This is a genomic window from Caballeronia glebae (genome assembly GCF_001545035.1).
Taxonomy (GTDB): Bacteria; Pseudomonadota; Gammaproteobacteria; order Burkholderiales; family Burkholderiaceae; genus Caballeronia; species Caballeronia glebae.
This window is the reverse complement of sequence record NZ_FCOJ02000009.1, coordinates 44,835-68,810: the sequence shown is the minus strand read 5'-3', so window position 1 is coordinate 68,810 and position 23,976 is coordinate 44,835. Positions and strand designations below refer to the sequence as shown.

The following is a 23,976-nucleotide window of genomic DNA, read 5'->3' as shown; positions in this document are numbered from 1 at the left end:
GACGTCGGAAACTCACAAAAGCCGTGAGTGAAGCCTTTGCAACACTCATAGCGTTCGCCTACATTGCTTCCAATGCTTTCTAGCCTTCGGACGGACGTACGTGCAACTTCGTTTGCGGACGCCAAAAGTCATTTTTGGAGCATTACATGACAGCAGATGGGCAGCCGGAAACCGGCTCCGCAATCGAGCCGGCCTTCTGCAACACGACGACTACGACATTGCCCAACGGCCTTCCGCCGGGTTGGTGTATGCAGGGGCCGGTGCAACAGGTCTCGCTCTGGTATGACAAGACCGTGTTTTTACTTAAAAACGAGTCAGACCGGACAAAGCGGGCAGTCATTCGACGAACATTGCTAAATGGAAAGCTCGAAGAGTTCACGTTTGACGTGAACTACCGGGGAGCCACAGACCAGATTGTTTGGTCAGGTAAGACGGACCGTGGAACGCTTGAACTGATCCGCGTCTCCGAGTCTCCGGACGACGACTCACTATCGGGATTGGTCCATATCAGCATGGAAGAAGAACCGCCTGGATACATTCGCAACAGATGGTCAGTGCCTGCTATGTGTCTGTCGATACCAAGCATTTGCCGCCGGGGGCAATGTCATTTTTCCGACGCGTCCTCGACCCCGGCCAGCGATTGACCTTTGGGTATGAAGCGACGGATAAGCTCGAATGGCGAGCAGCAGTTCTCCAAAGACATAATAGCCTGAATACTCCCTGGCCTCCTGCACCTTAAGGGCTCCGGTCAACTGATGTCGGCAAAGGCCGAATTGAACGCCTGCCCGCACGCCGTCCCGGGTTTCTGCGCCCGCAGACACGGGCAGGCGTCGAACAAACTTCAAGACCATGCGCCCCGCCTTATCAGTGTTCGAATGGCTGTTCACGGATGCGGAAACAGACGCACGAATGTCGAATGGCGGCCGCGACGAACGACCCTTCACGGCCGACAAGCGCCTCGCGGGCCGAACGTCAATGTCACGGCGTTAGCGATCGGCGTTCTGCCATTTCTGCGATTTATCGACGCGATCGCTCGGACCATTTTCGATGAAATCATCCTCAAAGGTCTGTCCGACCAGGTGATCGTAGTCCGCCGGCTCGCTATTCACCATGGCTCGGAACATCTGGATTAATGCGTTGCCATCTTGTAGATGTGCGACGACACACGAGCGGTGCGCAAAGAAACAGACTCGCGGACGGGCGGAGCCGCACTTCCGTCGTGCAGTTCGAAAGCAAAGCGATGAATCTCCTGATGCCCGTCCGGCAGGCTTGTATGTCCCCAAATTGTCGCTTTCATCCTTTTCGCTCTGAATGTGTTTCTTGAAAGTAAAGCAAGGTGGATGCCACGGCGGACTACCTGAATCTTGGTTCACGAGTCTCGCCTCTGCTTCACCCCTTTCTGGTGGCGAACGCGAAAGCCGAGCTCAGGGCTCTTTTTTGCTCCTATGCTTAAGCGGGAGATTGGCAATACGGCGCGCTGTGGCGGGCACCCGCGGACCGCGGCTCACGTCCCTTTGCCGGGAAGCCATTCGACCAAAGTTGTGAGCTCAAAGCCGCGACTCAGAGATGGACGTCCAACTGCCGGAGGCGACATGTTTCTGTGTTACCTGATTAACGCCGACAGCCGGTCCATAACCAAGGTGAATGATGGTTTCGACCGTGCAGCGGAGCTTACGGGCAGTGAATGCCCTGAACTCGCCGGGTTGTGGACCGATTTTGCGGACTCGACACTTGACGTTGCGTACTCGCCAGACGCAGATGAGCCGCCGTCGTTTCGCGTACGTCTGTCCTTTGGTGGGAAGACGATAGAGCAGGCGATTAGCGGAAAGGGTGTGTTAATCGCCTGTGGTGCAATCCCTCTCGAAATCGCGCAACAAATACAGACAGCGAAAGCGGTTGAGAAAATGGTCGAGTTCTCACACGCCGGCTTGATAGCCGTTGATAGGTGGCTCAAGGGTGGTTCCAGCGTGACGCGTGCGCCGGCTCGACGCGCGGATTCGACCGGTCGTTTGCGCTTGCAAGAAGACCAGGATGAAGCATCTGGCCAGCGATGACGTGCTTACGTGCGACGACGTTATTCGGTCAACGTATTGATCCTGCATTGTGGCCGAGGCCGGCCGGAAGCCACTAAGCTTGTGCTTCGGACGTCTAGCCCGGTCCGAGTGTTTGACGAAGGCGAGTAGCCGTGCGGTGGCTGGACAAGCCCATGAGATTGCTCACTTGCTCGTTAGTCTTGCCGCCTTCGATTAGCCGACGACCAAACGTATTTCGGAGTAAGCGCGGGCTCTCGTCGGCGGCCGACAAGTCCGCACGGCGTAGCGCTACGCGGACACATTTCAGCATCGTATCCGGCTGCATAGGCTTGCCGCCCGCCGTGGCGATGAACAGCCATTGCGTTGGCGGCTGAATGCGGCTGCGCGCTTCATGATAGCTGCGCAGTACGTCGATAGCGAAGGCATCGATCGGAACCCGTCGTGCTATCCGCGGCCCGTGCTTGTCAACGAAGACAGTAGGGCGCTCGCCATGCGTATCGAGGTCGTCGACGCGCAACTGCCTAAGTTCGGCGGCCGTGACCCCTGACGCCAGGAAGAGCGCCACGATCGCCGTGTTTCGCAGTTCCTTGAACGCCGCGCCTTCGGTTGCAACGCACACCGCTTGTAGCCGTGCATCGTCTTCTGGTGAAAGATAGATCGGCGTTGGCTCGTCTTGTGGCCAGTTCTCGTTGACTAACATCAGCGCGGCCGGATTATCGGTGCGCAGTTCGATGTTCACGAGGTGACGCGTGACCCGGTCAATCAGCTTCAGGTACCGCAGGCGAGTCGTCGTGCCGGGTGCGCAGTCCTGCACGAGTTCCGCGAAGAATCCATCGATGTGGTCCGCCCCGAAGCTCGCCACCGTCGCGCCGTGCGCAATCAGATAGTCGTTAAAGCGCGAGAACATCGAACGGTGCTGCACGATCGACTGGTCAGCAAAAGCGCGGCGATCCGCGCCCGTCGCTTCTTCGCGCTGCCATTGGGCGTAGGCGTCTTCGGGTGCAACAAGCCAAGTATCAGCAGGCATGGAAGTCGATATACTGAAGTTCGCTCAACCCAAACCCTACAGCGAAGCTAACGCTTCGCCAACCCCGAGCCACCAACGCGGGGGGTAACTTGGTCGACCTCGCTACGAATGGCGTCTAGGCAAGCGCCCGGTCCGCCGACAACGAGCCGCGCGGAGCACGCCAGCATCAGATTGACGCTCAGGCCAAAGTCCTCGATCAGGTAGCCGCCGGCACAAAAACCGCCTTCGCTCCCGATCGCCGCTGCCTTCACGCGCTCAACAAGCGTCTTTTCGGTGGAGCGATAGGCCCACACCGGTTTGTCGAGAGCGGCCGCGAAACCAACTTCAAAAGCCGTTCCGCTGTCTGGTTCGCCGGACCCGCGAAAGTCGTCGAGGTTCGCCATCACGATATCGGCCGACCGGATCAGTTCGATGTTCGCGGCATATATCCATCGAGCAGCGTCTTGCCGTTGGAGCGAGGAGGGCAGTTGCCCGTCGAGTCGTCGAGTGGATAGAGACCAACGAAGCCACGATCGCGGCAGAGCTGCTTGAGCTGCTCGCCGTGTTCCTTCGCGTCTCGGCGAAACACATCGAAGCCTGCGAGGTAGATGCGCGGCTCGCTCGCGGCGCGCTCGATCGGCAGCGGAGAGGGGTCGATCCTTCCTTCGCGGACCCGTCGTTTTATCCGGTTGAGCTGCTTCTTCACAGCCAAGGCGCTCTTTCCGAGACTGTTTGCAATCTGCTCGACCGGTAAGCCCTGATCGAGCAACTCCATCACTGCGCGCTGCGACTTCGTGGGATTTCTTTTGGGCATCGGTTCGTGGCGTCGCTGTGCGGCTACTAGATTCCTAGGAGCTTACCAATAACGCCCTTAAGTCAAGTCAGCCATACGAGAGGCGCAGGGCGCGTGTGTGGTCGTCGTTACCGGTACGCCCACGTCAGTGCCGCCGTAGAAAATTTCACTGGAGCGCGTGGGGTTTGGTGCCGATAGACACTGATCGCTTCTATCCCAGAAGCGGAGAGCACCGCGACCGCGCGATCGCACTGCCTTTACTGTTAAACGCTAGAAGCAAGAACAATGAAGAACTTGACGATTCGGGCGCGGCTTGCGCTCACCATGATTTTCCTCGGTTTTCTGCTGGCGCTGTCAGTCGGTTTCGGGTTGTACGGCATCGGTGCTACCTATTCATCGACCAAAGACATCTCTGAGAACTCGCTACCGGCGGTCAACGCCCTCGGCATATCAAACAACTACATCGCTCGCGCGCGGCTTGCACTCGACCGCTATGCGATAAATCCGGCGGACAAAGACGCGGGCGGGCTGATCGCACGAGCCAATGGATTCATGCGTCAGTCAGACGAGTGGTACAGCAAGTATGACTCCCTGCCGCGCGCAGCCGATGAGGATCAATTGGCAAAGCGCGTTGCCGAGTCTCGCGCCGAGATGCGACAGGCAATCAACAGATTCGGCGCTGCGATAGAAGCGGGCGACAACGAGGCGGTCGGCCGCATTGCTTTCCAGGATATGCCGACGTCGTACACCCGTTGTATTGAAGCCTTCGAAAAGCTGCAGGATTTCCAGATTGCCGATGCGAAGCGTCAGACGGCCGAGAGCGACGCCCGCGTGAAAGGGCTGCGCACCCTTGGGGTGTTGGCCTTGCTTGTTGGCGTAGCTACCGCAGCGCTCGCCTGGTTCTTCTTGCGCCGGGCCATCATGACGCCACTTGCCGAGGCGCTGAAGCACTTCGAGCACATATCGGACGGCGACCTGACGCACGAGGTGTCGATCAAGACGCACAACGAGATGGGCCAATTGCTTGCCGGCGTCGCCGCCATGAAAGAGAAATTGGCCGCCACTGTCAGCACTGTTCGGCTGAGCAGTGAGGCGATTGCCAGCGCTAGCAAACAGATTGCTGCTGGCAACACGGACCTGTCATCGCGCACAGAGGAGCAAGCAGCTTCTCTTCAAGAAACGGCCGCGAGCATGGAAGAGCTAACCTCCACGGTCAAGCAGAATTCTGAGAACGCCAAGCAGGCGAGCGGGCTGGCGGACAATGCCAACGTCGTCGCCAACGAGGGCAGCGCCATCGTCGGCCAAGTCGTCGACACGATGGCGGGCATTGAGGAGAGTTCCGCGAGGATCGCTGAGATCATCGGGATGATCGAAGGCATCGCCTTCCAGACGAACATCTTGGCGCTTAACGCGGCAGTTGAAGCGGCGCGCGCAGGCGAGCAAGGCCGTGGTTTTGCGGTAGTGGCAAGCGAGGTTCGAAGTCTCGCACAGCGCTCATCAGCCGCTGCGAAGGAGATCAAAGATCTAATCGAAAGGTCCGGCAACCGAGTGCAAGCCGGTACGGAACTTGTCGCGCGGGCAGGGGAAACCATGCAGCGGGTCGGCACTGCCATTCAACGCGTCACCGACATCATGGGCGAGATCGCCTCGGCTTCGAACGAGCAAAGCCGTGGCATTGAGCAAGTGAACCAAGCCATCTCACAGATGGACGAGGTGACGCAGCAGAACGCAGCGCTCGTTGAGGAGGCAGCGGCCGCGGCAGGTTCGATGGAGGACCAAGCGAAGCAACTCACCACCGCCATAGGAGTGTTCCGCACCGGTCAGACGCTTGCCGTTCAGCCACTCATTAACAGTGCTGCTCAAACGCCGCGCGCCGCACACGCGAAGAAGAGCGGCACGACGACGCGAGTGCTGAAGCCGTCGAGTGCACCGAAGCCGGCAGCTGTTGTGGCAGCGGCTGACGGCGACTGGTCGACGTTCTAAGCTTACCGAGAGGCACGGTGGAAAAAGGAAGAGTTCACAGATGGTAAATGCCAATACGCGTTTGTTGGTGGTCGATGACATGGCCACCATGCGTAATCTGATCCGAAAAATGCTTAGGGCTATCGGTTATACGACCATCGACGAGGCAGAGGACGGAGTTTCAGCGCTCGAGAAGCTGCGCGCGCAAGAATTCGATCTCGTCATAACCGACTGGAACATGCCGAACATGGACGGGCTGACCCTCCTGCAGGAGATTCGCAAGTCGGATCTGGCGGAACTACCGGTATTGATGGTGACCGCCGAAAAGAGGCGTGAAAACGTGCTCGCGGCGATCAGCGCCGGTGCCAGCGGCTATATCGTAAAGCCGTTCTCTGAGGCTGCCCTCGCAGACAAGCTCGCTCAAATTGCGCCGCTCTCGGCAAGCGCCGCACCAACAAATCACGGCGCATCCGTATTCGGCGCAATCTTCGATAGGACGATGTAACGTCGGTCCGACGCGTGTCAATCACGGAAACGCATGGGCGAGAGGGCACACTAACTCGGGCTCGTGGTGCGAGGACGACCCGTCCGTCACATGCTGGATAGCAGGATTTTCTCCGCTTTCGCAAGAAGCGCTCGCGCGTACTCGGATGCGAATATATCGTCGTTGTGGTCGGTGCGACCGAGAACTACTGGATTTACACGCCGCGCCTCACCAACAAACATCGAGCGGGCGGCGGCCGATACAAACGTGACATCCGCAACGATCCGCTCTGCAATGTCGTCGACTTCGCCGATTTTGACGCCTTCATCAGACACGATCGTCGCGGTCGCGTTGATGCCACGGCGGGTTTCGAGGAACGCTATGGACGAGGGGTCGATACGAAAAGCCATCCAAATTCTCCATCGGTAGCGGCCGAGCAGGATGCTTGGCTCACTACCTAGAGTACCGACGCGACAGCATTGTCAAGGCAGCGCCTGACGCGTCTTGGATGCTCAGTGGGAGGTGATTTTTCCGGCGGCGATGGCCTTCGCAAGCTCATCGGCAAGAGCCGCTTGCACCGACGCATGCTTTTCTCGCACGGTCTCGGCGTCCTTAGTAAGTTCTGGAAGATCATGGACCAGAGATGCGATCTCTGCATCCCGTGCCGCGGCCAACTCTGCCAGATTCTCTGGCCGCAATGCGTGTTCGAGGATCCCCGCGTCGATGCCAAAATGCTTGCTGATCGCTTCGCACGCATTTACGAGCGCGAACGACACTTGCTTTTCTTCGTCTAAGCCTTTGCTCTTAGGGTAGAAATAGCCGGCGTACAGAACGTCGCCAACGATCTCCGTCGCGACCCAGTCGGTGAGGTCTTCTTCGAACGCTCGCGTGTCGCTGCTAGCTGAAGCAAACATGCGGAGTGCGTCGGCCTTCGATACCTCTCGCGAATAGATCTCGACGCGACCGCCTCCGGCCTCCGCGTCGACCCATACCAAAGCTTTATCATCGTTCGACATTTTCGCCCCTCCCGTTGGGATTAGAAGAGTTCCTTCTGGGCGAGCGCAAGACCTATCGCTTCGTTTTGTTCCGCCGTCAGATTTCTCGCGTCGACGCGCTCCCGTTGATGATAGATCATCGCTCCATACACGTCGGCTAGGACCCTTGCTCTTGGGCAGACGGCGAAGTCATCCGTCGCCGCCTGGCGGGATCGCCAATAGTTGATGGCGTTCTCAATATCAGTGATCGTGTATTCGTTCATGCCGCTTCACGCAGCTTCATCAACTGCCAAAGTTGCTCACGAGTCATGTTCGGGTTCGCTGCCTTTGCCGATACGACCTCCGTAAGTTCGTCGTCCGAGTAGGCAGCGAGAACCGCGAGTTCGCCCGCATTGAAAAGCGCCTCCATCTCCGCACGATGTCGAGAGTCGGCGAAGCGCTCGTAGATTCGCACGTATTGGGCTGTGGTCGCCTCCGAAAGACCGTAGTTCAGTTTGGCTAGGTCCAAAAAGAACCTTGCCCCTTGTTTCCCAGCTGCGGCCAAGCTCGACCCTTCGCACTTAGCTTTTTCAACGCACCGATTGACGACTTCTTTCTTGGCTACCAATAAGGCTTCGCCAACTTTGAAAACGTTAACTTTTGGCTTCAACACGCGATTTGTTTCCTCTGTAATTGCCGTTGCAGGATGGAATTCATTGAAGGGACAGCCCGTAAACTTTATCGATGTTTTAACGGCACACCAGTCCGTTTCTTTTGTTCTGCGGTAGAGCTGCTGATGCAAATGAAAAGCGCCGCTTCGTAGGGCGGCGCTTTTCTTGCGAATCGATCGATTACTCTCTATCGGGAGGACCAAACCTGCCTAACGCTTTACGGCGCGTTCTGGTCCGCACTTCGTCCTCGCTAGGACTCTCGCAAGCTGCTCGTTGACGCTGCGGCCGGACCGTCCGGGAGCGTGATCTTCGGGCGCACCGCCGTTACTCTCGGTGAGGAGGGTAGGCGAAAACTCGATCAGCAAATTGTACACCCGGCTCTACAGGATAGGTTCACAGCGAAGGGACGCGTTCAATCTTAGCGCCACGTTCACCTTTTAACGGCTGGCTGGAACTCGTAGCGCCGCGGGGAACGACCCCTTTTATTTGCGTCTGCGACTACCACGTGGTAGAAAATTATGGGTCGGCAGTGAAGGCGTGGTTCTTTAGAGCATCCGGTCCTAGCATAGCGACCTGATTCGCGGCCGCATGACCCGCTTCCCAAACGGGAGAAGCTTGATTCTCGTTTGGGATAGTTCTACAATGGGAATCACAATATTCTCATTTGGGAGCCGTAAATCATGCGCTCGAATCCACCGCCCGGGCGCGATATGCCCACGCGTCCAGCACCGCATGCAACGAAGTCATTAGTTGTCGCTGGTGAATCCGTCGCCCAGACCGACGATATTGAAACGTTCCTGATCCGGTTCGACCCTCTCGAGCAGCGTCGGCAGATCCGCGAAGGCATGGAAGCGGCGATCATTGAGCGCGTTGCGAAGGACTTGTTGCACGTGCCGGTGCAAACGCTGCTCGCGAATCTCAACCTGCCGAGTTCAACGATCCTGCGCAAAATGGCACGCGAGGAGCGCTTGTCGCCGGCCGAGTCGGACCGCGTCGCGCGCGTGCTGTACGTGCGTCAACTCGCTGTCGAGGTGTTTGAGGATCCGGCGTTAGCTGCAGCATGGATGCAACGATCGAATGCGGAACTCGCGGGACTCAGCCCGCTTGAGGTCCTCGACTCCCAACCCGGCTACGATCGCGTGCGCGAGATTCTGCTGCGCGTCATTCACGGCGTATCCGCATGAGGCTTTACCGCCTCGCGAAAGAACGGCGTGGCTATTACCGCGCCGATGATCTGAGCGGCAACGGTGCGGCGATCGCCGGCGGCCGATGGAACCCGCGCGGAATGCGTGTCCTTTACTCCTGTTGCCACGCGTCAACGGCACTACTTGAAGCGCTGGTGCACATGGCAGGGTTGTTGCCGGCTGGCGGGTATTTTCTCGTGACGCTGGAAGTGCCAGACGCCGCCTATGACGCCGCGTTCATACCTGTTCTACCCGAAGGCTGGGCAGATCTGACGCGCGACCCCCCGGCAACTAGAGCGCTCGGCCGGCGATGGCTTGAGGCTGGTGAACAATTGGCGATGCGCGTACCGTCCGTCGTCTGCCCAAGTGATTTCAATCTGCTCCTGAATCCCATGCATCCTGAGATGGCGCGCGTCAAGGTCATAAGCGCAGAACCCTTTACGCTGGATCCGCGGCTATTTGGTCAAGCGACGCGATGAGCCACATCCCGATATCAGATTTCTGACGGTCCCCTGAGAAAGTAGTATTTCCCATAGAAATTGATGGGCATCACTTGCTTGCGTATTGTGGTCAAAGGAGCCGTAGTCAACTTCATTTCTACTCGTTTAGGACAACTACGTAAAGTGCGATAATACTATTTATGTTAAATTTATCCGCTCGCCTGATGAGTTGAGACGGCCTGCACTCGCCGCCTGTCAACGTCTACTCGTCAGCCGGCGCAAGCGCAGCCTCATAGTCTTGCTCACCGCGCCAAGGGTCAGGGTGCGCTTAGAAGCTTTCGCGAGGCTTCCGACTTCTGCGACCACAATAAAAGCCCGGAGCGATTGCAGGACATAATGGAAGTAGCTTGCCATGTTGTAGCAGACATGTGTTGGGGGGCTGCTCGTGAGTGTATTGCATTACTGACGAGGTGCGAGCCTGTCTGCCTCTACGCAAAGCGCCGTATCACAGAAGTGCGATTAACCGCCCGTAGAAATTCCCGTCATGTTTTCGGGCCTCGTCATTGCCCGCCGTTAGCACGCCTTGCCCACGCAACGACTGCATCAACCATCGGATGGTGCCGGCTAGGATTCCACGCAAGAGCGGCAGTGACAACCATGATGCGCTCCTGCAAAGGCCGAATAACGACATTTTCAGACGCAAGCTTCTGCATTGACGCGGGAACAAGAGCCAGGCCTTGGCCACATCCGACAAACGCAATCTGCGACATCACAGACCGCACCTCATGCAGCACTCGGGGAGCAAAACCATGCGACTGACAGACTGCCGTCAGGAAATCGAAGTACGCAGGACTGACTTGACGCGACGACATTATCAAAGACTCGTCGGCGAGAGACCGCAGACGGACCCGAGGGACATCTGCAAGTGGGTGATTGCGCGGAACCGCGACGGCGAGGCGGTCTTCCGCCAGCGGTAGCGTTGAGATTCCGTGACCGACTTTCCCGTCAAGCCTTACAAACGCGACATCAAGCTCCCCAGCTTCGAGGGCTGGTATCGCCTCTACGCTGTCAATCTCGCGGATGAACACCGTTAGCTCGGGATGGACGCGTTTCAGTGCCGCCAAGACTGCCGGAACCGTCTCTAACATTGCGGACGTGATTGCGCCGACGTGCAGCACGCCAGTTTGCCCCGCAGCAACCTCCCGCACAACGCGCTCGAGCCGTTCCAGTTGGTCCGCAAACTGCCGAACAGCCGGCAGGATGGCGGCGCCCGCGGCGCTCAGTTGAGTGCCGCGACGCGACCGGTCGAACAACGAGAGTTTCAGCGATTGTTCGAGTACCTTTATCTGCTCAGTCAAGGGAGGCTGCGACATATTTAATCGCGCCGCGGCCCGGCCGAAGTGCTTTTCCTCTGCCACCGCCAGAAACATCCACAGCTGACGAATTAGACGGAAATCAATCGTGGTCATGTTTGCACCCCGCACGTAAAGACGTCTGCAGCGAATTCGCTGATTGGTAAATCGTATCAGACACATATCGAAATGCGAATTTACAAATCAATTGTCGGAGCCGACCATGGGTCTCATCGGCAAACGGACCCACCACCATGACTTACGCGTCTACTCTTGAGCGACTCGCTTCACTCGATACGAACACTGTCTCCGATGCACTCGATTTTCTAGGCATAGCGGGCGCGACGTTTGGCCTTCGACCTCTTTGGGATTGTCCCAAGATAGTTGGCCGCGCTAGCACCATTCAGCTTGGACCAAAAACGGATGTTGTTCCCACGGTGCATCTTATTTCCCCGGTTATTGACGCCGTCTCGACGGACGACCGCGTTCTCGTAATCGGCGGTGGCCTTGAGGGAATCTCTTGCTGGGGCGACATCCTCGCGAACGCTGCGGTCGCCAAGGGAGTCCGCGGCTCAATTATCGACGGGGTGAGTCGAGACATCGAAGGCAGTGAGGCCGTCGGCTACCCGGTATTCGGCCGCGGTGTGACGATGATTAGCGCCCGTAATCGAGTCATTCAAGTCGACTCTGGAAAGCCCGTTCAGATCGCGGGCGTCACCGTCAATGAAGACGATTTCGTAATTGCTGACCGTTGCGGCACTGTATTCGTCCCGGCCGCGCGAATCGATGATGTCCTTGAGCTGGGTGAGCGTATTGTCCGTCGCCAAGACGGCATGGTCGCTGCGGTTCGCGCGGGGCGGTCGGTCGCCCAAGTCATGCACGACAAAGAATTCGAGGCCATCCGAGCCCAATAATCAATTCTTCTGGAGCAATATATGACGAATCCGAAAGCTGCAAGCGCAGAAGACCGCGAGCTCGTTGAACTTCTCGCCGGTTTGGATACGCCAGGCGTATCAGATGCGCTGGACAAGCTCGGCATCCACGGCCAAGCGCTCGGCATCGCTCCGCTAGCTGACTACACCAAGGTCGTTGTCGGACCGGCCTTCACTGTTAAGTATGTTCCTGCGAGCGTGCCACCTGGCACTGTTGGTGACTTCATCGATGACGTCGCCGAAGGTGATGTTGTTGTCATCGACAACGATGGCCGCACTGATTGCACGGTCTGGGGCGACATCATGACCCAATACGCAGGCCTGCGCGGCATCGCCGCTACTGTGATTGATGGGGTATGCCGCGATGTCAACAAAGCGCTGGGCGACGGCTACCCGTTGTTCACTTCCGGCCGCTTCATGCGAACCGGGAAAGACCGTGTGCAAGTGGAGTCGGTGAATTCGACGGTCGGCATCGGAACGGTGCGCGTCGCGTCGCGAGACGTCGTTGTCGCTGATGCAAATGGCGTCGTCATCGTTCCAAGAGCTCGCGCTCGAGAGGTCGCCGCCACGGCGCGGCAGATTGAAGAGACCGAGTCGCGGATTCGCGAACAGCTCGCACAGGGAAAGACGCTGGGCGAGGCTCGCGCTGCACTCGGTTACCACACGCTGCAGAGGAAGGGATGATGCCCGCGACCACGCAATTCGACCAGGGCGTTTTGGAACAAGCTCGGCAACTGGGCACTTCCACGCTCTATGAGGCTTCTGGGATTCCAATGAGCGCTGTCGACTCGAACATTCGAACCGTGTGGCGAGGCGCGTCCATCGCGGGCTCGGCGTACCCCCTCGAATGCTCGCCTGGTGACAACCTTTCTATCCACATCGCGATGGAGCGAGTGCCCCGAGGCAGCGTTCTGATGGTTTCAACGGGTGGTTTTGTTTTTGGGTACTGGGGTGAGGTTCTGACTGTCGCAGCCGAGGCCGCCGGTGTCGTTGGCCTGGTCATCGACGGCGGCGTGCGTGATATTGCCGCCTTGGTCGCACGACGCTTCCCAGTTTTCACGAGAGGTGTGTCGATGCGAGGAACGATTAAGGCAAGTTCGCCCTCTGTGGGTCGCCGAATTAGTTTCGCCGGTACACCCGTCGAAGTTGGCGACTTGGTCGTCGCCGACGATGATGGAGTTCTCGTGCTTCCGGCTGACGATGCACTGCGCACCGTTGCCAATGGCCAGGCTCGGGCAGACAAAGAAGCGAAGATGATGAAAGAACTCCGCGAAGGGCGCAGCACGCTTGAGCTCATGGGTCTGACGAGTTGGAGAGAGACGCGATGACCACGGAACTCAACACGTTGAATCGTTTCCTTGCTGCCGCGCGTCCGTCCGCCACGTACAAGGTAATCGACCGTGTCGCAGCTCGACGAACGAGCGGGGCCTCAATCATCTCGCTCAGCGCCGGAGAACCGGACTTCGATACGCCCGAGCACGTGCGCGACGCGGGGATTGCCGCCATTAAGTCAGGTCAAACTCGATATACCCAGGTAGCCGGGCTTCGAGCGTTGCGAGAGGGCATTGCCCAGAAGTTCGAACGAGAAAACGAACTTGTGGTCGATTGGCAAGATACGCTCGTGTGTAATGGAGGAAAGCAGGTAATCTTCAACGCTCTCGCGGCAACCCTCAATGAGGGCGACGAGGTCATCATTCCTGCGCCATACTGGGTTAGCTACCCGGAAATTGTTCAGCTGTGCGGGGGCGCCTCAGTCATCGTGCCCTGCACAGCCGCGACCGGTTTCAAGCTCACACCGGATGACCTTCACTCGGCCATCACCTCGAAGACGCGGTGGTTGCTTCTGAATTCGCCCTCGAACCCAACCGGCGCTGTCTACAGTCGCTCCGAATTGCAGGCCTTGACCGAAGTACTGTTGGCTCATCCCCAGGTGCTCGTGTTGTCTGACGACATCTACGAACATCTGATTTTCGATGACCTCCAGTTCGTGACGATTGCGCAGGTCGAGCCACGGTTGCGGGAACGCGTGCTCACGATGAACGGCGTATCCAAAGCGTACGCAATGACTGGGTGGCGCATCGGCTATGGCACGGGTCCGCGTTGGCTCATCGACGCGATGGAGAAGCTGCAGGGTCAGCAGACCTCCGGAGCATCGAGCATCTCTCAGCACGCAGCGCTCGCGGCACTGACAGGGCCCCAAGACTTCATCTTGCATTCTCGGTCCGCTTTTCAACGGCGTCGCGACCGAGTAGTCGAGCAGCTTAATCAAGCTCCCGGGCTTCATTGTCTCGTGCCCCAAGGCGCATTCTATGCGTTTGCTTCCTGCGAAGGCCTGATCGGAAAGACGACGCGTTCCGGTACGTATCTTGATGGGGACGAGGCGGTAGTGAACGCGCTGCTCGATGAGGCGGGCGTCGCGACTGTCCATGGCAGCGCGTTCGGGCTTAGCCCTTATATCCGGATTGCATATGCTCTCGACGACAAGTCGCTGGCGCGAGCGTGTGATGCCATCGGGGATTTTTGCGTCAATCTTGAGCGCTGATCTGACGCAAACCCGACATCACGGCAAAGGTCTTTAACCAGACAGGCCTTCCAAGACCTGTCGTTCATTCGCAATTCCATGACACGAGACTTCCAGCTGTCGTCGATTCCATTATCGGTAACTGGGACGTCGGTGCGCGTTTCAGCACTTTCCCGACAAGGGTCGAAGGCGCCAATTCTGTTTTTACACGGGTTCGGCTCCACCAAAGAAGACTACGCCGACATCGTTCAACACCGTGAATTCGAAGGTCACGCCTTTGCAGCGTACGACGCGCCGGGGTGCGGAGAGACCGAATGCGCGGACTTGGCGAAAGTCGACATTCCATTCCTAGTTGAAACGGCCCTCGCGGTCGCGGACCATTTTGGGTTTGAGCGCTTCCACCTCGTAGGACATTCGATGGGCGGTCTGACGGCGCTGATGCTATCGTCGCGGCTACCACGGCGCGTACTGTCTTTTACCGACATAGAAGGAAACATCGCGCCCGAAGACTGCTTCCTCAGCAGACAGATTGAACAATACCCCCGCGACAGCGCGTTGCAATTCTTTGACGACTTCATCGAACGAGCGCTTCACGCACCCGCATATGCGAGCGCCCTGTATTCCGCCAGTCTGCGGCACAAGGTGCGCGCCGATGCCGTTCCGGGCATCTTCAAATCGATGGTCAGCCTGTCGGACCATGAAGATTTGATGCAGAAGTTTCTGGGGCTCCCTTTCCCGTGCATGTTCATGTACGGCGAGCAGAACTCGAACCTTTCTTATCTAAGACATATAGAGCGTGAGGGTGTCGAGCTCGCCGAGATACCGCAGTGCGGACACTTCCCGATGTATTCGAATCCCGTGGTGATGTGGAAATCCATCGCTGACTTCATAACAAGAGCCGAGTTAGCCTCTGCTCGACGCGCGCGGGCAGGCATCGAATGCGCAACTCGCCGAACGATCCTTCATCACGCCACAATCCGCCAACGAAGTGATGACTGCGATGACCGCGAGAAACTGGATCACGCGCGAACCGGATCCCAATCATGGGCGCATCGTCGTGCTGCGGCTAACCGAGGAAGGGCGCGGCGTGTTGCGGCAGGGCATGGACGCCGTGCGTTCGCTCGAAGACCAGATGCTTAAGGACATTCAGGCGGCCGACGCGACGCTTGTTCAGAACTGCCTCGAGATGTTTGCGCGCAATCTGCGCGGCTGACGCTATCTCTTGTCAAAAAAATAGCGATTTCCATTTACTTCGGACTACACATTACTTGACATAACCTTATTCAACACATTTACATTATGTAGTGGCAAAGTTGTAATGTCCGTTTTTAGCCAAGTTCAAATGTCCGCTTTTGCTCCGCCTAAGCTATCCGCACGCCGGCTCTCCGGTGCCGGAGGTTTCGATGGCAGCGATCGAACGGATCACGATGACCATGCACGAACTCGACCGCTTCAAGGTCATTCAGGACGTAGCCGACGGCCGGCTCAAGCCGTGGCGTGCCGCAGAGCGGCTTGAGCTGACCACCCGACAGATTCGGCGTCTGGTAGCCCGTTTTCGTGAGCATGGGGCAAGCGGGTTGGTTTCGTGCCGACGAGCGAAACCGAGCAACAACCGACTGGATGCGGCGACGGCGAATCGAGCATTGGCGATCATCCGAGACCGCTACACGGATTTTGGTCCGACGCTCGCCTGCGAGAAGCTGCGTGAATGTCATGGACTGACCCTCTCGAAGGAAACCGTGCGGCACTTGATGACCGAAGCGGGCCTCTGGGTGCCGCGCCGTCAGCGCCCACCCAAGGTCTATCAGCCGCGTGCGCGCCGTTCGTGCTTGGGCGAGTTGATCCAGATCGATGGCAGCGAGCATCGCTGGTTTGAGGACCGCGCGCCGCAATGCACGCTGCTGGTGTACGTGGACGAGGCGACCAGCCGGCTGATGCAACTGCACTTCACCGCGACCGAGTCCACGTTCAGCTACTTCGAGGCGACCTCCGCGTATATCGAGGGTCATGGCAAGCCTGGGGCGTTCTACAGCGACAAGTTCTCGGTGTTTCGCAATACGACCGCGGGCCAAACCGGCAATGGCACCACGCAGTTTGGCCGGGCGATGTATGAGCTCAACATCGACACGTTCTGCGCCAATTCGAGCTCGGCCAAGGGGCGCGTGGAGCGCGCGCACCTGACTTTGCAGGATCGGCTCGTGAAAGAGTTGCGTCTGCGCGGCATAAACACGGTAGCCGCGGCGAACGCGTATGCGCCCTCCTTCATGGCGGCCTACAACGCGCGCTTTGCCAAGCCACCGAGAAGTGAGTTCGACGCGCATCGGCCGCTGCGCGCCGACGAGAGCCTGGAGCTTGCGTTGACTTGGCGCGAGCCGCGCAAGGTCACCAAGTCGCTGACTGTGCAATACGATCGCGTGATGTATCTGCTGGATGACTTGCCGGCCAATCGCAAGCTGATCAGTCGCTATGTGCAGGTCTGGGAGTATGCCGATGGGCGCATCGAGATCCGTGCCAATGGCAGGCTCATTGCGTCTCGCGCGTATGATCGGCTGGCAGAGGTCGATCAAGGCGCGATCGTCGAGCACAAGCGTCTGGCGCACGTGCTGCAAATCTCTCAGGCAATTCAAGCTCAGCGTGACGACCGGCGCATCGGCAAGGCGCCATCTCGAACGCATCTGGGTGGGGCGGTCAGAACTCAGAACCGCGTGCCCGGCACAAAGAAGCAGCGCGAGATTACGCAGGCCGATATCGAACAAGTGATTCTGCAACAGGCGCGACGCAACGACACGCAGTCGACCACCCGCAAATCTGGTAATCGGTTTGCACATGCCAGCGACATCAACGTAAGCGCCCTGCCTGATCAGGCGTCATCCTTCGACTCTACGTTGCTCGCACCCAGAAAGAGACGCCATCGAAACCACTGACACCCGGACATTTTAACTTAGCCAGACATCGGACATTTGTATCTGGCTTTGACACATTAGTTATACTAAGTTCCTTAGTACATATACAGGTCGAGAGGCCAGCGTCAGCATATCGAACGTCGAATCGAAACTAGGTGAAGAAATTTTTGAAGTTCTTCGGTGTGCCTCCAACGATAGCAGAGGAAATCGCCACCGGGCGCCGAGTCGGATCGTCCGACGCGATGACCAAGCGCCTGCAGATCCGCCGAAGTCCCGCCAATGCGCGCCCCCGGTTGAGTAATTCGGGACGACGTAGCTCGCCGCCCGATACTCGGTACACCGCGCGGCTATTGACAAAGTGCAACGGCCAGTCGTTCGCGGTCTTCGCCACGCGTTGACAAGCGAGGCGAGGAAGTTGTCTCTCAAAGGAACGGAGGTTTGGCAACGCGAGGCGACCCCTCGGTCACGCTCGGTTGTGGCATGGGCGCGGCGGCAAAAGCCTCATCCGAGCACTGGGCCAGCAGCCGTCGCGCGAATCGCATATGCCTCGCTGAAAATTCGGAAGCTCTGCTCGATGGTCTCACGCCCGATTGATCGCGTGATAAACACGATGCGCGAGCGCCGGTCATCGGATGGCCACGCATCGAGCGCAACCGGCGGATGAAAGACGTGCTGCACGCCATGAATGACGATGGGTTGCTCCTGACCTCTCACGTTCAAAATGCCTTTGATTCGGAGCATCGACACGCCCAGCAGGCTCATCAGCACATCGAGCCATTCGGTGAGGACGTGATCGGGAATGGGATCGTCGATGATGAAGCAGAAGGCGCGAATCTGGTCGTCGTGCCGGTTGACGTCGTGGTGACGGTGATGGTGAAGATGGTCGCGGTCCTGCGAGTGGCCATGCCCGTTATGATCATGATGCTCCTGGTCATCGAAACGCGCGTCGGCCAACCATTTCTGGACGTCCGCGATCTTCCCATCGACAGTGAATAGCCCGATATCGAGCATCCGCCGCGCATCGACTTCGCCGTGGCTCACGTGCATGACCTGCGCCACGGGATTAATCGCGTGGAGGCGATCCCGGAGTTGCGTCAGCGCCCGGTCATCGACAAGATCGGTTTTCGTCATCAGCAGACGGTCAGCCATGGCCGCCTGCTTTACCGCTTCGACGTGCGCGTCCAGCGTCGCTTCGCCGTTGCGGGCATCGATGGTTGTCGCCACGCCATCGAAACGGTAGCGCTCCTTCAGCGCCGGATGCGTGGCGAGCGTATGGACGATGGGCGTTGGATCGGCCAGTCCCGTCGTTTCGATCACGACACGCGCGAAACGCCGCGCTTCGTTTCTGTCGGCCGCATCCAGAATCGATACCAGCGTGCGCACGAGATCGCCGCGGATCGTGCAGCACAGGCAGCCGCTGCTCATCTCCACGACGACGTCCTCGCGGCTATGCGCAACGAGCAAATGATCCAGCCCGATCTCGCCGAACTCGTTGATCAGTACCATGGCATCCGCCATGTCTGGCTGCTGCACGAGCCGGTTCAGCACAGTCGTCTTGCCGCTGCCGAGAAAGCCGGTCAGCAAAGTAACGGGAATCTGAGCCACACTGCCTCCGATGTTGAGCGGTCTCGTCGCGCCGCCAGCGTCAAACGTCAATCGTCACGCGTCCAAAAGTCAGGCTTCTTCCGGTACGCCGCCCCACACCGGAAACGGGTCCGCGAAGCCGAGCCAGCCCGTGGGCCCTTCGGCCATTTCCGCGTCCGTCAGCAGGCACGCGTTCAGGCGCAGCCGCAGATCAGCCTCATCCATGTCGATGCCGATCAACACGATCTCCTGACGCGCATCGCCGACATGCGGGTCCCATTCTCTTTCGATAGCCTGAAGCGATTCAGGGTCGGTCGGCCAGTGCGCCTTTGGGACGGCAGCCCACCATAAGCCCGCCGCGCCGTGTCGGCACACCGCGCCCGCCTGCGACCACGAGCCTGCATAGGTCGGACGGCTCGCGAGCCAGAAGAAGCCTTTGGAGCGGATCACGCCCGGCCATTCTCCATTGATCAACGCCCAGAAGCGTTGCGGATGCATCGGCCGCCGCGCGCGCCACGCAAAGCTGCCGATGCCGTATTCCTCGGTCTCGGGTGTGTGTTCGCCGCGCATTTCCTTGAGCCAGCCGGGCGCTTCGGCGGCCTCCTCGAAGTCGAAGAGCTTCGTGTCCAGCACCCGATCGAGCGGCACGCGCCCGAACGCCGACACTTCGATGCGCGCACGCGGATTGAGGCCGCGCAGAATCGCCAGCAGCCGTTCGCGACCGGCATCGTCGATCAGATCGATCTTGTTGAGCACGATGACATCGCAGAACTCGACCTGTTCGATCAGCAGATCCACCACCGTGCGTTGGTCTTCCTCGCCTAGCGATTCGCCGCGCGACTGGAGACTTTCCTGCGAACTGTAGTCGCGCAAAAAGTTGAAGCCGTCGACGACCGTGACCATCGTGTCCAGACGCGCGACGTGCGAGAGGCTTTGACCGGATTCATCGGCGAAGGTGAAGGTTTCGGCGACCGGCAGCGGCTCCGAGATCCCCGTCGATTCGATCACCAGTTGATCGAAGCGCCCTTCCTTCGCCAGCCGGTTCACTTCCAGCAGCAAGTCCTCGCGCAAGGTGCAGCAGATGCAGCCGTTGCTCATCTCGACGAGCTTTTCATCGGTGCGCGATAGCTGCGCACTGCCATCGCGCACGAGCGCGGCGTCGATATTGACCTCGCTCATGTCGTTGACGATCACCGCGACACGCCGGCCTTCGCGATTGTTGAGAATATGGTTCAGCAGCGTGGTCTTGCCCGCGCCGAAAAAACCGGAAAGCACTGTAACCGGCAGTCGTGAGTCCATGAAATGCTCCTTGTTGCGCGATGCGCGTGCCGCGCGCGCATCGCTTCGAGTCGGAACGTCGGACATCAGAACGTCGTGCGCAGACCGACCATCACACTGCGCCCGCCTTCGGGCGCGATATCGCGCACCACGGAACTCGCATAGCGGATTTCCTGATTCGTCAGGTTGTCGCCGCGCACGTAGGCGAGCCAGTTGGTCGTGCCGACGTGGAACTTGTAGGTGAGCATCACGCCGAGTTTCGTGTAGCTCGCAGTCGGCAGATCGTCCTCGGGCACGCGATGCTGCGCCCACGCGTGTTCCATTTCCGCGCGCGCGCCGAACGGGCCGTACCCGTAGTCCAGCGCAACGGTCGCGCGCAACGGCGAAATGCGCGGCAGCGGCGAACCCGTGTCCATGTTGCGTGCGTGCGTGTAATCGCCGACGAGCGAGAAATCGACCCTGTGCGCGCCGTGTTCGTAGATGCGCCACTTGCTGTCCCATTCGATGCCGTAGAACTCGGCGCGCACGCCGCGATACACCGCTTCGTTGAGCGCGTCGTCGGTGCCGGCCGGGACCGGCTGATCGTCGTCGTCGACCAAACGGCCGGTGTTGTACTCGGTCAGATAGTTGCGGAAGCGGCTATAGAACACGCCGATGCTGCCCTTGTTCGGACCGCTCGCATAACGCAGCGACAAGTCCGCCGACACGGCCTTTTCCTTCTGCGCGTCCGGATTGCCGATCAGATACTGGCCGGTCGCATCGTGCGGGCCGTTGGCGAAGAGTTCGTACAGCGCCGGCGCGCGCTCCGTGTACGCGATGTTGCCCGCGACCGCCCACGCGGGCGTGAGCTTGTACAGCGCACCGAGCGATGCGCTTACCGCGTTGAAGTCGCGCGAGGTATCCCCCGCGAACTTTTCGTTGCCGGCTGCCGTCGGGTCATGCTTCACATGTTCATATCGAGCGCCCGCGCTCAGCTTGAACGCGTCGGTGACATTCCATTCTTCGAGGCCGAACAGCGCGACATTGGTCGTCTGCGTAGTCGGCACGAGCGCTTCGTCGCCGAGCGCGGAGAAGGTGTTCTGGCTGACCTGCACGCCAATTGCACCTTCCAGCGGCCCGATCTTCCTGTGGCGCGCCTCGATCCGCGCTTCATAACCGTGATTGCGGAACGTCGTGCCGGTCACGCCTTCGTCGATCTCCTTGTGCTCGTAATCCGTATAGCCGAAGTCGAACTTCAGTTGCGAGAACGGGCCTTGCAGATTGCGCACTTCGGACGCGAACGCAACGTGATCCTGATGCATGCGCAGACGCACGTCGTCCTCCGCGACCGAGCCGTAGTTCGCCTCGTAGCCGTTGTACGAGAGACCGGCGTACCCGTCCGCCCAGGTGTAAGCGCCGCCGACCGCGCCGCCATGCCATCGGCCGTCGCTGTTCGGGATGCTGCCGTAGGCGTCGTCCGCGTCCGGGCCGTCGAGCGCGCGTTGACGGTCCGAATGCGCGAAGCCGGGAATGCGCTCCTTGCTTGTTTCGCGGTCGAAGGCATCCAAGTGGAAGGCGAACTGGCCGTTGCCGCCCTCGACCATCGCCGCACCCGCGCGTGCGTTGTTCGCGCCGCCGTAGCTCGCATCGACCGCGCCGTCCACGCCCTTGATCGGCTCGCGCGGAATGCGATTGTCGATGGTGTTGACGACGCCGCCGATCGCGTTGCCGCCATACAGCAGCGCGGCCGGCCCGCGCACGATCTCGACGCGTTCGATGGTCAGCGGCTCCTGCGGCACGGCATGGTCGTACGACAGTGACGAGGCATCCCACGCCGCCACGCCGTTTTGCAGCAAACGGATGCGATCGCCATCCATGCCGCGAATGATCGGGCGGCCAACCATCGGACCATAGGTCGTCGTCGATACGCCCGGCAGACCGTTAAGGGTTTCGCCGAGAGAATTGGTTTGCCGGCGCGTGAGTTCGTCGCCGTAAAGCGCCGTCGCGGGCGCGATGAGGTCGCTGTCGCCAAGCGGGTTGGCCGTGACGAAGACGGGAGCGAGTGAGCCTCCAAGGACCGGAGAATCGCTCGCTGCCGTGTCTTGCGCTTGCGCTGCCATAACGAAGCAGGCCAGCGACACAGGCGTCAGGCGGAGGGCACGTTGGGAGAGGCGTCCGAAGTTGTTTTTCACGGTCGTATCGAGTTATTTCGTTTTCTTGGCGCCCGCACTATCAACGCAACAATATATCGTTGCATAATGTAGACGCGGCAGTCGCACCGGGAAACTGGGTGACCTCTCCGATGCGTTGACGCAATGTTATATCATTGCATATTCGACGTAAACAATCATTCGTCTCCACGAAACAGGCTACTGATGCGAAACGGATACGACCAGGCATTGATAAACGAACTCGAAGCGCGATCGGGGGTACTCGGTCACCGATCCACAGTGCTTCGCCGCCAAGTGCTTGACTTGCTACTCCGACGAGGCGGACATGCGTCGGCGTATCAACTCGTCAATGACTTGCCAACGATCGGGCGAGCCCCTTCTCCGCCGCAAGTGTATCGAGCGCTTGATTTTTTGATCGACCTCGGTCTGGTGATGCGCTTGTCAGCGACCAACACGTTCATCGTGACACCCGTGCCACCTGGAAGCGCGGTAAATGCAGGGCACACAGTTTTCCTCATCTGCACGAGCTGCAACGCAGTGGAAGTTCTACCCGGACCGGGTCTACAGCAAGCGCTCGATGACGCCATGGACGCGCTCAGATACCAATTGAAAGGCGGACATACGGAGGTGAACGCTATATGTGCTGCTTGCCAGGCGAAGTCAGATATCTCGAGGCCCAGACCGACCAAGACATGACGTTCGCCGACTCGTGACAGGCGTCCCTCATACGCCCTCTTCCACTGACAGACAATTGCCGCACGAAGCCGCCGTGAATGTGAAGCGGCACCCCATTTCTCGATTCTTTCTTGCCTTGGAGGCCTTTGTGAAGCTTGGTTTGATTGCGTCATCCGTCGCTGCAATGTGCGTTTCTTTGCACGCGATTGCTGCCCCTATCAAGATTGTCGCTGCTGAGAACTTTTATGGTGATGTGGCACGCCAAATTGGCGGGTCCCGTGTTCAGGTGACCAGCATCCTCAGCAATCCCGATCAGGATCCGCATCTCTTCGAAGCCAGTCCGAGTGTCGGCAAAGCGTTGGCCAACGCGAAGATCGTGGTCTACAACGGTGCAGACTATGATCCGTGGATGGTCAAACTGCTCTCGGCCTCGAGCGGCACGAGTCGTCAGACGATCGTTGTCGGCGAGTTGCTGCAGAAGAAAGCTGGCGACAACCCCCACCTCTGGTACGAGCCGGACGCCATGCCAGCCTATGCTCGCGAACTCGCCTCATCGCTGCAGTCTGATGATCCGTCGCATGCAGCAGATTACGCGAAGAATCTGCAAACTTTCCTGAACGCCCTCAAGCCGATTAATGATCGCATTGCTGCGATCAAGGCGAAGTATGCCGGCACACCTGTCACCGCAACCGAACCGGTCTTCGGTTACATGGCGCAGGCACTGGGCCTCGCGATGCGAAACGAGAAATTTCAGCTCGCGGTCATGAACGATACTGAACCGTCGGCGTCCGATGTAGCTGCATTCGAAGGCGACTTGAAGAGCCACCACGTACACCTTCTGTTCTATAACAGCCAAGCAAGTGGCGGGGCCGCGCAACGTATGCGCGATCTGGCCTTGAAAGTCGGCGTGCCAGTCGTTGGCGTGACTGAAACAGCCCCAGCAGGAAAGGCTTTCCAAGCCTGGGTACTCGACGAATTGAACGCTGTTGAGAAAGCCCTCGCCAAGGGGTCCCGTTAAATCCATCGAAGTGGTA

23 protein-coding genes and 3 pseudogenes are annotated in these 23,976 nt (G+C 59.0%); 15 read left to right on the top strand and 11 right to left on the bottom strand.

Annotation, left to right across the window (positions count from 1 at the left end; translation table 11 throughout):
• The first annotated feature begins 146 nt into the window (after positions 1-146).
• Positions 147-644: a hypothetical protein gene (locus AWB82_RS36995; protein ID WP_143756690.1), complete on the top strand. Its 498-nt coding sequence runs from the start codon at positions 147-149 to the stop codon at positions 642-644.
• Between the two features lie 342 nt (positions 645-986).
• Here the strand turns inward: AWB82_RS36995 and AWB82_RS36990 are convergent, their stop codons facing one another.
• Positions 987-1,373, bottom strand: a complete 387-nt coding sequence (locus AWB82_RS36990; RefSeq protein ID WP_143756689.1) for a hypothetical protein — start codon at positions 1,371-1,373, stop codon at positions 987-989.
• Between the two features lie 219 nt (positions 1,374-1,592).
• Between AWB82_RS36990 and AWB82_RS08440 the strand changes: the two genes are divergently transcribed.
• Positions 1,593-2,054, top strand: a complete 462-nt coding sequence (locus tag AWB82_RS08440) for a hypothetical protein (RefSeq protein WP_086966697.1) — start codon at positions 1,593-1,595, stop codon at positions 2,052-2,054.
• 94 nt (positions 2,055-2,148) lie between these two features.
• On the opposite strand, the gene AWB82_RS08435 is transcribed toward AWB82_RS08440, so the two are convergent.
• Both AWB82_RS08435 and AWB82_RS08430 read right to left on the bottom strand, forming a co-directional pair.
• Positions 2,149-3,060 (bottom strand): tyrosine-type recombinase/integrase, encoded by a 912-nt coding sequence (locus tag AWB82_RS08435; protein WP_086966696.1) that lies wholly within the window; start codon positions 3,058-3,060, stop codon positions 2,149-2,151.
• Between the two features lie 47 nt (positions 3,061-3,107).
• A pseudogene (locus AWB82_RS08430) lies at positions 3,108-3,676 on the bottom strand (nucleoside 2-deoxyribosyltransferase).
• A gap of 441 nt (positions 3,677-4,117) precedes the next feature.
• Here AWB82_RS08430 and AWB82_RS08425 point away from each other — a divergent pair.
• Both AWB82_RS08425 and AWB82_RS08420 read left to right on the top strand, forming a co-directional pair.
• Complete coding sequence (locus tag AWB82_RS08425) at positions 4,118-5,815, top strand: methyl-accepting chemotaxis protein (RefSeq protein ID WP_086966695.1); 1,698 nt, start codon at positions 4,118-4,120, stop codon at positions 5,813-5,815.
• A 40-nt stretch (positions 5,816-5,855) separates the two neighbouring features.
• The gene (locus AWB82_RS08420; RefSeq protein WP_086966694.1) at positions 5,856-6,299 is read left to right on the top strand and encodes a response regulator; all 444 of its coding nucleotides are present in this window, start codon (positions 5,856-5,858) and stop codon (positions 6,297-6,299) included.
• 86 nt (positions 6,300-6,385) lie between these two features.
• On the opposite strand, the gene AWB82_RS08415 is transcribed toward AWB82_RS08420, so the two are convergent.
• The 4 genes from AWB82_RS08415 to AWB82_RS08400 all read right to left on the bottom strand — a co-directional run bounded on the left by AWB82_RS08415 (position 6,386) and on the right by AWB82_RS08400 (position 8,054).
• Positions 6,386-6,688 carry a hypothetical protein gene (locus tag AWB82_RS08415; RefSeq protein ID WP_086966693.1) on the bottom strand — a complete coding sequence of 101 codons (303 nt, stop codon included), beginning with the start codon at positions 6,686-6,688 and terminating at the stop codon, positions 6,386-6,388.
• Between the two features lie 102 nt (positions 6,689-6,790).
• Positions 6,791-7,294: a hypothetical protein gene (locus AWB82_RS08410; protein ID WP_086966692.1), complete on the bottom strand. Its 504-nt coding sequence runs from the start codon at positions 7,292-7,294 to the stop codon at positions 6,791-6,793.
• A 20-nt stretch (positions 7,295-7,314) separates the two neighbouring features.
• Positions 7,315-7,536, bottom strand: a complete 222-nt coding sequence (locus AWB82_RS08405) for a DUF3717 domain-containing protein (RefSeq protein WP_077161772.1) — start codon at positions 7,534-7,536, stop codon at positions 7,315-7,317.
• Positions 7,533-8,054, bottom strand: a complete 522-nt coding sequence (locus AWB82_RS08400; RefSeq protein ID WP_143756688.1) for a hypothetical protein — start codon at positions 8,052-8,054, stop codon at positions 7,533-7,535. Before AWB82_RS08400 ends, AWB82_RS08405 begins: the two co-directional genes overlap by 4 nt.
• Positions 8,055-8,603: 549 nt before the next feature.
• Between AWB82_RS08400 and AWB82_RS08395 the strand changes: the two genes are divergently transcribed.
• Both AWB82_RS08395 and AWB82_RS08390 read left to right on the top strand, forming a co-directional pair.
• Entirely contained in the window at positions 8,604-9,107 is a 504-nt protein-coding gene (locus AWB82_RS08395; RefSeq protein ID WP_235023220.1) for an antitoxin Xre/MbcA/ParS toxin-binding domain-containing protein, read from the top strand.
• Entirely contained in the window at positions 9,104-9,586 is a 483-nt protein-coding gene (locus AWB82_RS08390) for an RES family NAD+ phosphorylase (protein WP_086966689.1), read from the top strand. Before AWB82_RS08395 ends, AWB82_RS08390 begins: the two co-directional genes overlap by 4 nt.
• A 521-nt stretch (positions 9,587-10,107) precedes the next feature.
• Here AWB82_RS08390 and AWB82_RS08385 read toward each other — a convergent pair.
• A complete protein-coding gene (locus AWB82_RS08385; RefSeq protein WP_086966688.1) occupies positions 10,108-11,016 on the bottom strand; it encodes a LysR substrate-binding domain-containing protein in 909 nt (302 codons plus the stop codon).
• A 137-nt stretch (positions 11,017-11,153) separates the two neighbouring features.
• On the opposite strand from AWB82_RS08385, the gene AWB82_RS08380 reads away from it, so the two are divergent.
• From AWB82_RS08380 to AWB82_RS08350, 7 genes and pseudogenes are all read left to right on the top strand, one after another.
• Positions 11,154-11,813 (top strand): RraA family protein, encoded by a 660-nt coding sequence (locus tag AWB82_RS08380; RefSeq protein WP_086966687.1) that lies wholly within the window; start codon positions 11,154-11,156, stop codon positions 11,811-11,813.
• A gap of 21 nt (positions 11,814-11,834) precedes the next feature.
• On the top strand, positions 11,835-12,515 hold the full coding sequence (locus AWB82_RS08375; protein ID WP_086966686.1) for an RraA family protein: 681 nt from the start codon (positions 11,835-11,837) through the stop codon (positions 12,513-12,515).
• Positions 12,515-13,159: an RraA family protein gene (locus AWB82_RS08370; protein ID WP_200818068.1), complete on the top strand. Its 645-nt coding sequence runs from the start codon at positions 12,515-12,517 to the stop codon at positions 13,157-13,159. The genes AWB82_RS08375 and AWB82_RS08370 overlap by 1 nt, the downstream gene beginning before the upstream one ends.
• The gene (locus AWB82_RS08365) at positions 13,156-14,373 is read left to right on the top strand and encodes a pyridoxal phosphate-dependent aminotransferase (protein WP_086966684.1); all 1,218 of its coding nucleotides are present in this window, start codon (positions 13,156-13,158) and stop codon (positions 14,371-14,373) included. The genes AWB82_RS08370 and AWB82_RS08365 overlap by 4 nt, the downstream gene beginning before the upstream one ends.
• 78 nt (positions 14,374-14,451) lie before the next feature.
• Positions 14,452-15,240: pseudogene (locus tag AWB82_RS08360) on the top strand (alpha/beta fold hydrolase); the annotation flags it as partial.
• Between the two features lie 22 nt (positions 15,241-15,262).
• Positions 15,263-15,565, top strand: a pseudogene (locus AWB82_RS08355) (MarR family winged helix-turn-helix transcriptional regulator); the annotation flags it as partial.
• A 190-nt stretch (positions 15,566-15,755) separates the two neighbouring features.
• Positions 15,756-17,276 carry an ISNCY family transposase gene (locus tag AWB82_RS08350; protein ID WP_086966682.1) on the top strand — a complete coding sequence of 507 codons (1,521 nt, stop codon included), beginning with the start codon at positions 15,756-15,758 and terminating at the stop codon, positions 17,274-17,276.
• A 480-nt stretch (positions 17,277-17,756) separates the two neighbouring features.
• On the opposite strand, the gene AWB82_RS08345 is transcribed toward AWB82_RS08350, so the two are convergent.
• The 3 genes from AWB82_RS08345 to AWB82_RS08335 form a co-directional block, all read right to left on the bottom strand.
• Positions 17,757-18,860: a CobW family GTP-binding protein gene (locus tag AWB82_RS08345; RefSeq protein WP_235023219.1), complete on the bottom strand. Its 1,104-nt coding sequence runs from the start codon at positions 18,858-18,860 to the stop codon at positions 17,757-17,759.
• Positions 18,861-18,929: 69 nt separating this feature from the next.
• Entirely contained in the window at positions 18,930-20,138 is a 1,209-nt protein-coding gene (gene zigA / locus AWB82_RS08340) for a zinc metallochaperone GTPase ZigA (protein ID WP_086966784.1), read from the bottom strand.
• A 65-nt stretch (positions 20,139-20,203) separates the two neighbouring features.
• Positions 20,204-22,216 carry a TonB-dependent receptor gene (locus AWB82_RS08335; RefSeq protein ID WP_235023240.1) on the bottom strand — a complete coding sequence of 671 codons (2,013 nt, stop codon included), beginning with the start codon at positions 22,214-22,216 and terminating at the stop codon, positions 20,204-20,206.
• A 195-nt stretch (positions 22,217-22,411) separates the two neighbouring features.
• On the opposite strand from AWB82_RS08335, the gene AWB82_RS39140 reads away from it, so the two are divergent.
• Together AWB82_RS39140 and AWB82_RS08325 are read left to right on the top strand one after the other, a co-directional pair.
• Positions 22,412-22,963, top strand: a complete 552-nt coding sequence (locus tag AWB82_RS39140; RefSeq protein WP_086966680.1) for a Fur family transcriptional regulator — start codon at positions 22,412-22,414, stop codon at positions 22,961-22,963.
• 163 nt (positions 22,964-23,126) lie between these two features.
• A complete protein-coding gene (locus AWB82_RS08325; RefSeq protein WP_086966783.1) occupies positions 23,127-23,960 on the top strand; it encodes a metal ABC transporter solute-binding protein, Zn/Mn family in 834 nt (277 codons plus the stop codon).
• Positions 23,961-23,976: the final 16 nt, after the last annotated feature.

Excerpts from the sequence above, each read along its gene's own strand:
- AWB82_RS36995 (WP_143756690.1), top strand. The coding sequence starts at position 147 with ATGACAGCAGATGGGCAGCCGGAAACCGGCTCCGCAATCGAGCCGGCC.
- AWB82_RS08440 (WP_086966697.1), top strand. The coding sequence starts at position 1,593 with ATGTTTCTGTGTTACCTGATTAACGCCGACAGCCGGTCCATAACCAAG.
- AWB82_RS08435 (WP_086966696.1), bottom strand. The coding sequence starts at position 3,060 with ATGCCTGCTGATACTTGGCTTGTTGCACCCGAAGACGCCTACGCCCAA.
- AWB82_RS08425 (WP_086966695.1), top strand. The coding sequence starts at position 4,118 with ATGAAGAACTTGACGATTCGGGCGCGGCTTGCGCTCACCATGATTTTC.
- AWB82_RS08420 (WP_086966694.1), top strand. The coding sequence starts at position 5,856 with ATGGTAAATGCCAATACGCGTTTGTTGGTGGTCGATGACATGGCCACC.
- AWB82_RS08415 (WP_086966693.1), bottom strand. The coding sequence starts at position 6,688 with ATGGCTTTTCGTATCGACCCCTCGTCCATAGCGTTCCTCGAAACCCGC.
- AWB82_RS08410 (WP_086966692.1), bottom strand. The coding sequence starts at position 7,294 with ATGTCGAACGATGATAAAGCTTTGGTATGGGTCGACGCGGAGGCCGGA.
- AWB82_RS08405 (WP_077161772.1), bottom strand. The coding sequence starts at position 7,536 with ATGAACGAATACACGATCACTGATATTGAGAACGCCATCAACTATTGG.
- AWB82_RS08395 (WP_235023220.1), top strand. The coding sequence starts at position 8,604 with ATGCGCTCGAATCCACCGCCCGGGCGCGATATGCCCACGCGTCCAGCA.
- AWB82_RS08390 (WP_086966689.1), top strand. The coding sequence starts at position 9,104 with ATGAGGCTTTACCGCCTCGCGAAAGAACGGCGTGGCTATTACCGCGCC.
- AWB82_RS08385 (WP_086966688.1), bottom strand. The coding sequence starts at position 11,016 with ATGACCACGATTGATTTCCGTCTAATTCGTCAGCTGTGGATGTTTCTG.
- AWB82_RS08380 (WP_086966687.1), top strand. The coding sequence starts at position 11,154 with ATGACTTACGCGTCTACTCTTGAGCGACTCGCTTCACTCGATACGAAC.
- AWB82_RS08375 (WP_086966686.1), top strand. The coding sequence starts at position 11,835 with ATGACGAATCCGAAAGCTGCAAGCGCAGAAGACCGCGAGCTCGTTGAA.
- AWB82_RS08370 (WP_200818068.1), top strand. The coding sequence starts at position 12,515 with ATGCCCGCGACCACGCAATTCGACCAGGGCGTTTTGGAACAAGCTCGG.
- AWB82_RS08365 (WP_086966684.1), top strand. The coding sequence starts at position 13,156 with ATGACCACGGAACTCAACACGTTGAATCGTTTCCTTGCTGCCGCGCGT.
- AWB82_RS08350 (WP_086966682.1), top strand. The coding sequence starts at position 15,756 with ATGGCAGCGATCGAACGGATCACGATGACCATGCACGAACTCGACCGC.
- zigA (WP_086966784.1), bottom strand. The coding sequence starts at position 20,138 with ATGGACTCACGACTGCCGGTTACAGTGCTTTCCGGTTTTTTCGGCGCG.
- AWB82_RS08335 (WP_235023240.1), bottom strand. The coding sequence starts at position 22,216 with ATGGCAGCGCAAGCGCAAGACACGGCAGCGAGCGATTCTCCGGTCCTT.
- AWB82_RS39140 (WP_086966680.1), top strand. The coding sequence starts at position 22,412 with ATGTTATATCATTGCATATTCGACGTAAACAATCATTCGTCTCCACGA.
- AWB82_RS08325 (WP_086966783.1), top strand. The coding sequence starts at position 23,127 with ATGTGCGTTTCTTTGCACGCGATTGCTGCCCCTATCAAGATTGTCGCT.